This is a genomic window from Pseudomonas sp. BCRC 81390, from assembly GCF_030341915.1.
Classification (GTDB): domain Bacteria; phylum Pseudomonadota; class Gammaproteobacteria; order Pseudomonadales; family Pseudomonadaceae; genus Aquipseudomonas.
Map to the genome: position 1 here is coordinate 64,784 of NZ_JATAAG010000069.1, position 8,745 is coordinate 73,528.

The 8,745-nt window shown below is 64.1% G+C and carries 5 protein-coding genes; all 5 read right to left on the reverse strand.

Features of this window, described 5'->3' with window-relative positions:
* Positions 1 to 96 precede the first annotated feature (96 nt).
* The 5 genes from cmk to gyrA all read right to left on the reverse strand — a co-directional run bounded on the left by cmk (position 97) and on the right by gyrA (position 8,400).
* Positions 97 to 783 (reverse strand): (d)CMP kinase, encoded by a 687-nt coding sequence (cmk, locus tag QSV36_RS21710; RefSeq protein WP_289134345.1) that lies wholly within the window; start codon positions 781 to 783, stop codon positions 97 to 99.
* Positions 780 to 2,987 (reverse strand): bifunctional prephenate dehydrogenase/3-phosphoshikimate 1-carboxyvinyltransferase, encoded by a 2,208-nt coding sequence (locus QSV36_RS21715; protein WP_289134718.1) that lies wholly within the window; start codon positions 2,985 to 2,987, stop codon positions 780 to 782. The genes cmk and QSV36_RS21715 overlap by 4 nt, the downstream gene beginning before the upstream one ends.
* Before the next feature lie 244 nt (positions 2,988 to 3,231).
* Positions 3,232 to 4,326 carry a prephenate dehydratase gene (pheA, locus tag QSV36_RS21720; RefSeq protein WP_013971453.1) on the reverse strand — a complete coding sequence of 365 codons (1,095 nt, stop codon included), beginning with the start codon at positions 4,324 to 4,326 and terminating at the stop codon, positions 3,232 to 3,234.
* Positions 4,326 to 5,411, reverse strand: coding sequence for a 3-phosphoserine/phosphohydroxythreonine transaminase (gene serC, locus QSV36_RS21725; protein WP_289134347.1), 1,086 nt, complete (start codon positions 5,409 to 5,411; stop codon positions 4,326 to 4,328). The genes pheA and serC overlap by 1 nt, the downstream gene beginning before the upstream one ends.
* A 223-nt stretch (positions 5,412 to 5,634) precedes the next feature.
* Positions 5,635 to 8,400 carry a DNA gyrase subunit A gene (gyrA, locus tag QSV36_RS21730; protein ID WP_289134348.1) on the reverse strand — a complete coding sequence of 922 codons (2,766 nt, stop codon included), beginning with the start codon at positions 8,398 to 8,400 and terminating at the stop codon, positions 5,635 to 5,637.
* Positions 8,401 to 8,745: the final 345 nt, after the last annotated feature.

An 8,745-nucleotide genomic window follows, 5' to 3' on the forward strand; every position in this document is an offset into this window, starting at 1 on the left:
TACGCCCCTCGCCACATTCCAGACAATGTGGGTCTGTTTTAAGTAAAGGAAAGCGGGCAGGACGTTGACTGGTGCCCCTGCCTGCTTTCCTGGCTATCAGAGCAGGTCGCGCAGGGCGAGCTCACTCTTGATACGTTGCAACACCTGCTCGATGGACAACTCGGTAGAGTCCAACTGAATGGCATCGGCCGCTGGTTTCAGCGGGGCCACTGCACGTTGGGTGTCACGTTCATCACGCGCACGAATCTCATCCAGCAGACTCGACAGACTAACATCTTCACCTTTGCCCTTCAACTGCAGATAACGACGGCGCGCGCGCTCCTCCGCACTGGCGGTGAGGAATATCTTCAGCGGCGCATCGGGGAACACCACGGTGCCCATGTCCCGGCCATCGGCGATCAGGCCAGGCAGTTCACGGAAGGCACGCTGGCGTTCCAGCAGCGCATCGCGTACCGCAGGCAGCGAGGCAACCAGCGAGGCACCGGCACCGACGGTTTCGGTACGGATAACCTGGCTGACATCCTCGCCTTCGAGGATGGTTTGCTGCAGCTTACCGGGCTGGGCTGCAATGAACTGCACATCCAGATGGGCGGCAAGCTTGGTCAGCAGCTCCTCGTTGGTAAGGTCGACGCCGTGGTTGCTGGCGTTGAACGCCAGCAAGCGGTACAGCGCGCCGGAGTCCAGCAGCTTCCAGCCCAGCTCCCGCGCCAGCAGGCCGGCAACGGTGCCCTTGCCGGAGCCGCTTGGCCCGTCGATGGTGATGACCGGCGCCAGGGCACTCACGACTTGCCCTCTTCCGCCACGCGGATACCCACTTCGGCGCATAGCGCCAGGAAGTTGGGGAAGGAGGTGGCAACGTTGGCGCAGTCATGGATGCGGATCGGCGCGCTGGCACGCAGCGAAGCCACGCTGAAGGCCATGGCGATACGGTGGTCACCGTGGCCATGCACTTCACCACCGCCGAGCTGACCACCGTCGATGATGATGCCGTCCGGGGTCGGCTCGCACTTGATACCCAGGGTGATCAGGCCGTCGGCCATCACCTGGATACGGTCGGATTCCTTCACCCGCAGCTCTTCGGCCCCACGCAGCACGGTGCGCCCTTCGGCGCAGGCGGCGGCGACGAACAGCACCGGGAATTCGTCGATCGCCAGTGGCACCAGCTCCTCGGGGATGTCGATGCCCTTCAGGCGGGCGCCACGCACACGCAGGTCGGCCACCGGCTCGCCGCCGACTTCACGCTGGTTTTCCAGGGTGATGTCGCCGCCCATCAGGCGCAGGATATCGATCACGCCGGTACGGGTCGGGTTGATGCCGACGTGCTCCAGCACCAGTTCGGAGCCTTCGGCGATGGACGCGGCCACCAGGAAGAAGGCTGCCGAGGAAATGTCGGCCGGCACTTCGATACGGGTCGCCGTGAGCTTGCCGCCGGACTGCAGCGAGGCCACCGGGCCGTTGCTTTCGACGTTGTAGCCGAAGCCGCGCAGCATGCGCTCGGTGTGGTCACGGGTAGGCGCGGGCTCGGTAACGGTGGTCTTGCCTTCGGCATACAGGCCGGCCAGCAGCAGGCAGGATTTGACCTGGGCACTGGCCATCGGCAGCGTGTAGGTCAGCGCCTTGAGCTTGTGGCCACCGCGAATGGTCAGCGGCGGGCGGCCTTCAGGCCCCGTCTCGACCACGGCACCCATTTCGCGCAGCGGGTTGGCCACACGGTTCATCGGGCGCTTGGACAGCGAAGCGTCGCCGGTCATGGTCACATCGAACGGCTGGCCGGCCAGCAGGCCCGACAGCAGGCGCATCGAGGTACCCGAGTTGCCCACATACAGCGGCCCGGGTGGCGGCTTGAGGCCGTGCAGGCCAACGCCGTGAATGGTCACGCGACCGTGGTTGGGGCCTTCGATGACCACACCCATGTCGCGGAAAGCCTGCAGGGTCGCCAGCGCGTCTTCACCTTCGAGGAAACCTTCGACCTCGGTGGTGCCTTCGGCCAGCGAGCCGAGCATGATCGAGCGGTGGGAAATCGACTTGTCGCCCGGTACGCGGATTCGCCCGGACAGGCGGCCACCCGGTTGGGCCAGGAAAATCAGATCGTTGGCGTTCATAGCGTCCACATAGGCCCGGCGGGCCAGGATTTTACTGAAATGCTCGCGGGCTACCCGAGCGCGGGTGAATACACCCAGCAGCTGGTGCCCGTCCCCTTCAGCGATCGCGTCGCGCAAGGCGTCGAGGTCGCTGCGATATGTATCAAGCGTGCGCAGGACAGCATCGCGGTTGGCGAGGAAGATGTCGTGCCACATGGTCGGGTCGCTGCCGGCGATTCTCGTGAAATCGCGGAAGCCTCCCGCAGCGTACCGGAAGATCTCGAGGTTTTCATTGCGCCTGGCCAGCGAATCGACCAGGCCAAAGGCCAGCAGGTGTGGCAGGTGGCTGGTGGCAGCCAGCACTTCGTCGTGGCGCTCGACCGACATGTGTTCCACGTCGGCTTCCAGCGCGCGCCACAGGCGGTCGACCAGGGCCAGGGCGGCCGGGTCGGTTTCCGCCAACGGCGTAAGGATGACCTTGTGCCGGCGGAACAGGGCGGCGTTGGACGCCTCTACCCCGCTCTGCTCGGAACCGGCGATCGGGTGGCCGGGGACGAAGCGCGACAGGCGCTGGCCAAATACCGAGCGCGCCTCACGCACGACGTTGCCCTTGGCACTGCCGACGTCGGTGATGATGGCGTTGCCGAGGTCGAGCCGGGCCAGACGCGCCAGGACCTTTTCCATGGCCAGGATCGGTACGGCCAACTGAATGACATCGGCACCGACACAGGCGGTGGCCAGGTCTTCCTCGCAGCGGTCGACCACGCCCAGGGCCACAGCCTGCTTGCGCGAGGGGGCGTCCAGGTCGACCCCGACCACTTCGCGGCACAGGCCGCTTTCACGCAGGCCCTTGGCGAACGAGCCACCGATCAGGCCGAGGCCGACCACGACCAGGCGGTTGATGATTGGCGCGGGTTTGGTTGTTACTGCTTTTACCACTGGTGCGAACCCTGTTCAGAAATCTAGGCAGCCTGTGAGGGCCATTGGGGCTGCTTTGCAGCCCATCGCGGCACAAGGCCGCCCCTACAACGACCGTGCGAACCTGTAGATAGCCACTGCGCACGAACCACACAACGGCAGCGCTTGCGCGGTATCTGTAGGAGCGGCCCTGCGCCGCGATGGGGCGCGAAGCGCCCCCAACCATCTCAAATCAAAGCACCGCCTTCGGATACGAGCCCAGCACCTTCAGCGCCACAGCCTCCTGGCTGATCTGCTCGAGCACTGCCTTGATCAGCGGGTCACGGTGGTGGCCGACAAAGTCGATGAAGAACACGTAGGTCCACTTGCCGCTGCGCGACGGGCGGGTCTCGATGCGGGTCAGGTCGATACCGTTCTGGTGGAACGGTACCAGCAACTCGTGCAAGGCACCTGGCTTGTTGCTCATCGACACGATGATCGAGGTCTTGTCGTCGCCGGTCGGCGGCACTTCCTGGTTACCGATCATCAGGAAGCGCGTGGAGTTGTCCGGGCGGTCTTCGATCTTCTCGGCCAGACGGGTCAGGCCATACAGGTTGGCCGCCATATCGCCGGCGATCGCCGCCGAGTTCCACTCGCCCTTGACCCGCTTGGCCGCCTCGGCATTGCTCGACACCGCCACGCGCTCCACGTTCGGGTAGTGCGCGTCCAGCCACTTGCGGCACTGGGCCAGCGACTGCGCGTGGGAGTAGATTCGGGTGATGCTGTCGGTCTTGGTGTTCTCGCCCACCAACAGGTGGTGATGGATCCGCAGCTCGACTTCGCCGCAGATCACCATGTCGTGCTCGAGGAAGCTGTCCAGGGTATGGCTGACTGCGCCCTCGGTGGAGTTTTCCACCGGTACCACGCCAAAATTGACGGCACCGGCCGCCACTTCGCGGAACACTTCGTCGATAGCCGCCATCGGCCGGCTGATCACCGCGTGGCCGAAGTGCTTCATGGCTGCGGCCTGGGTGAAGGTACCTTCAGGGCCCAGGTAGGCGATTTTCAGCGGTTCTTCCAGGGCCAGGCACGACGACATGATTTCGCGGAACAGCCGCGCCATCTCTTCGTTGTCCAGCGGCCCCTTGTTGCGCTCCATCACGCGCTTGAGCACGGCAGCTTCACGCTCGGGGCGGTAGAACACCGGCTTTTCGCCTTCGGCCAGCGAGGCGGTCTTGACCTTGGCCACTTCCTGGGCGCAACGGGCACGCTCACTGATCAGCTCGAGGATCTTCTCGTCGAGGCTGTCGATGCGAACGCGCAGCGCCTTCAGTTCGTGCTCGGACATCAGCCGTGCTCCTTCTCGAATTCGGCCATGTAGGCCACCAGGGCTTCCACCGCTTCAAGGCCCAGGGCGTTGTAGATGGAGGCGCGCATGCCGCCAACCGAACGGTGGCCCTTGAGGTTGAGCAGGCCACGGGCATCGGCGCCAGCGAGGAAGGCCTTGTCCAGGCGCTCGTCAGCCAGGCGGAACGGCACGTTCATCCACGAACGGGCGTTGTGGCTGATCGGGTTGGTGTAGAACGCGCTGCTGTCGATGAAGCCGTACAGACGGTCTTTCTTGGCGCGGTTGCGCTGCTCCATGGCCTCGACGCCACCCTGCTCCTTCAGCCACTCGAAGACCAGGCCCGAGAGATACCAGGAATAGGTAGCCGGGGTGTTGTACATCGAGCCGTTGTCGGCCGAAACCTTGTAGTCGAGCATGGTCGGGCAGTTGCTGCGGGCGTGGCCCAGCAGGTCTTCGCGCACGATCACCACGACCAGGCCGCTAGGGCCGATGTTCTTCTGCGCGCCAGCGTAGATCAGGCCGTACTGCGAAACATCGATCGGGCGCGAGAGGATGTCCGACGACATGTCTACCACCAGCGGTACGTCACCAGTCTCGGGCACCCAGTCGAACTGCAGGCCACCGATGGTCTCGTTGGACGCATAGTGTACGTACGCCGCGTTACTGGTCAGGTTCCACTCGTTCTGGCCCGGAATGGCCAGGTAGTCGTAGGGCTTGGCGCTGGCGGCGACGTTGACATTGCCGAAGCGGCGCGCTTCCTCGATGGCCTTTTTCGACCAGATGCCGGTCTCGATGTAGTCGGCGGTGCCGTTTTCCGGCAGCAGGTTCAGCGGAATTTCAGCAAACTGCTGGCTGGCGCCGCCCTGCAGGAACAGCACCTTGTAGTTGGAGGGGACGGACAGCAGGTCACGCAGGTCCTGCTCGGCCTTTTCGGCGATGGCCACGTAATCGTCGCTGCGATGGCTCATTTCCATCACCGACAAGCCCTTGCCACGCCAATCCAGCATCTCGGCCTGGGCGCGCTGCAGAACAGCGTCAGGAAGCGCAGCAGGGCCTGCGCAGAAGTTAAAGGCTCGTTTGCTCACATCCACTCTCGCTCTGCCAAATAGAACAATTCTTCAATGCTGCCGGGACCCTGTGGGAGCGGGTTTACCCGCGAACAAGGGCGAAGCCCTTGCCATGCACCGCGGTGTCTTGTTCGCGGGTAAACCCGCTCCCACAGGGTATTGCACCGCCCTTGAGGACGTTGCCAACTGTAATCAGTCAAACGGGGCGACCTTGGTCGCCCCGTTCGGGTTTAACGCTTGCTTACTCCTGCGGTGCCTCTTCAGTGCCAGCAGTTTCGTCATTGCCTGGCGCTTCAGCCACGACGCCCTCCTCGTCCGTCTCGACCACATCGTCGAGTTCGTCCTCGGACGGTTCCTGGATACGCTCCAGGCCGACGAGTGTCTCGTCGTTGGCCAGCTTGATCAAGGTCACGCCCTGGGTGTTACGGCCCAGGCTGGACACTTCGCCAACACGGGTCCGCACCAGCGTGCCCTGGTCGGAGATCAGCATGATCTCTTCGCCTTCCTGCACCTGGATGGCGCCGATCAACAGGCCATTGCGCCCTTTGGTGCCCATGGCGATGACGCCCTGGCCACCACGGCCGCGACGCGGGAACTTGGACAGCGGGGTGCGCTTGCCGAAGCCTCGCTCGGAGGCGGTGAGGATCTGCGCGCCGGATTCCGGAATCAGCATGGAGATGATCCGCTGGCCCTTGCCCAGCTTCATGCCACGCACGCCACGGGCGTTACGGCCCATTTCGCGCACCACGCTTTCAGCGAAGCGGATCACCTTGCCGGCGTCGGAGAACATCATGACTTCCTTGGCGCCGTCGGTGATGGCCGCTGCAATCAGGGTGTCACCTTCCTTCAGCTTCAGGGCGATCAGGCCATTGGAGCGCGGACGGGCGAACTGCACCAGCGGGGTCTTCTTCACGGTACCCGAAGCGGTGGCCATGAAGATGTAGGCGCCGGTCGGCTCGGCAACCCACTCAGGGGTATCGCCGTCTTCCTCGTCGACTTCCTCGGCCTCGACCACTTCGCCTTCGAGCACGGTGTCTTCCGCGTCCTCCAGCTCTTCGTCAGCGCCAGCGCTCTGTTGCAGGGCCTCGAGGTCGATCTGCAGCATGGCGGTGATGCGCTCACCCTCCTCCAGCGGCAGCAGGTTGACCATCGGGCGGCCGCGGGCGGCGCGGGAGGCTTCAGGAATGTCGTAGGTCTTCAGCCAGTACACCTTGCCCTTGCTGGAGAACAGCAGCAGGGTGGCATGGCTGTTGGCGACCAGCAGGTGCTCGACGTAGTCCTCGTCCTTCACCCCGGTGGCCGACTTGCCTTTGCCGCCACGGCGCTGGGCCTGGTAGGCGGACAGCGGCTGGGTCTTGGCGTAGCCGCCGTGGGAGATGGTCACCACGCGCTCTTCTTCCGGGATCATGTCGCCGTAGTTGAGGTCGTGGCGCGCATCGAGGATCTCGGTGCGGCGGGCATCGCCGTATTCGGCGCGGATGGCTTCCAGCTCTTCGCGGATCACTTCCATCAGGCGCTCGGCGCTGCTGAGGATGCGGATCAGTTCGCCGATCTGCTCGAGGATCTCCTGGTACTCGGCCAGCAGCTTCTCGTGCTCCAGGCCGGTCAGGCGGTGCAGGCGCAGGTCGAGGATCGCCTGGGCCTGTTCCGGCGACAGGTAATACTTGCCTTCACGCAGGCCGTACTGCTCCGGCAGGTCTTCCGGGCGGCAGGAATCGGCGCCGGCGCGCTCGACCATGACCTGCACGGCGCTGGATTCCCAGGCGGTGGACACCAGGGCTTCCTTGGCTTCGGACGGGGTCGGCGAGGCCTTGATCAGGGCAATGACCGGGTCGATGTTGGACAGCGCGACCGCCTGGCCTTCAAGGATATGGCCGCGTTCGCGGGCCTTGCGCAGCTCGAACACGGTACGGCGGGTCACCACTTCGCGACGGTGACGGACGAAGGCTTCCAGCAGGTCCTTGAGGTTGAGCAGGCGCGGACGGCCATCGACCAGCGCGACGACGTTGATGCCGAACACGCTCTGCAGCTGGGTCTGCGAATACAGGTTGTTGAGCACCACCTCCGGCACCTCGCCGCGACGCAGCTCGATGACGATGCGCATGCCGTCCTTGTCGGACTCGTCGCGCAGCTCGGTGATGCCTTCGATCTTCTTCTCTTTGACCAGCTCGGCGATCTTCTCGATCAGGCGTGCCTTGTTCAGCTGGTACGGCAGCTCGGTCACCACGATCTGCTGGCGGCCGCCGGCCTTGTCGATGTCCTCGATTTCGGAGCGGGCGCGCATGTAGATGCGGCCACGGCCGGTGCGATAGGCCTCGATGATGCCCTGGCGGCCGTTGATCAGGCCGGCAGTCGGGAAGTCCGGCCCCGGGATGTGCTGCATCAGCTCATCGATGGTGACATCCGGGTTGTCGATCAGCGCCAGGCAGCCGTCGATGACCTCGCCGAGGTTGTGCGGCGGAATGTTGGTCGCCATGCCCACGGCGATACCGCTGGAACCGTTGACCAGCAGGTTGGGAATACGGGTCGGCATGACCGCCGGGATCTGTTCGGTGCCGTCGTAGTTGGGCACCCAGTCGACGGTTTCCTTGTGCAGGTCGGCCAGCAGTTCGTGGGCCAGCTTGGCCATGCGCACTTCGGTGTATCGCATGGCCGCGGCGTTGTCGCCGTCCACCGAGCCGAAGTTGCCCTGGCCGTCGACCAGCAGGTAGCGCAGCGAGAACGGCTGGGCCATGCGCACGATGGTGTCGTAGACCGCAGTGTCGCCGTGCGGGTGGTACTTACCGATCACGTCACCGACCACACGGGCGGATTTCTTGTACGGCTTGTTCCAGTCGTTGCCCAGTTCGCTCATCGCATAGAGGACGCGACGATGCACGGGCTTCAAGCCGTCACGCGCATCGGGCAGCGCCCGCCCGACAATCACGCTCATCGCGTAGTCGAGGTAGGACTGTCTCAGTTCGTCTTCGATATTGACCGGGAGGATTTCTTTGGCCAGTTCGCCCATGAGAAGCCTGATTCCTTTTTCTGGTGAAACTTCGCAGCTCCATCAAGGGCCGAACGAAGCTCGCCGCCGCAGCGCATGTGGTGCGACGACTTACGACAAATCAATGAGTTGTGCCATGGATCTGCGCAATGAAGGCCGCCGTGGTAAGCGGTCCTGGAAACTGCCGGATGTTATCACAAAGGCAGGGGCGGTGGGGAGATGTGGCAGGTGGCCTCGAAGCGGTTTGAATCCGGAAATTTTACGCCTGTGCCGGCCTCTTCGCGGGTAAACCCGCTCCCACAAGTACACCACCGCCCTCAGGCCTTGTGCTATCCCTGTGGGAGCGGGTTTACCCGCGAAGAGGCC

Bases quoted from the DNA above. Each gene is read 5' to 3' on its own strand.
- pheA (WP_013971453.1), bottom strand. From the start codon at position 4,326: ATGTCCGAGCACGAACTGAAGGCGCTGCGCGTTCGCATCGACAGCCTC.
- gyrA (WP_289134348.1), bottom strand. From the start codon at position 8,400: ATGGGCGAACTGGCCAAAGAAATCCTCCCGGTCAATATCGAAGACGAA.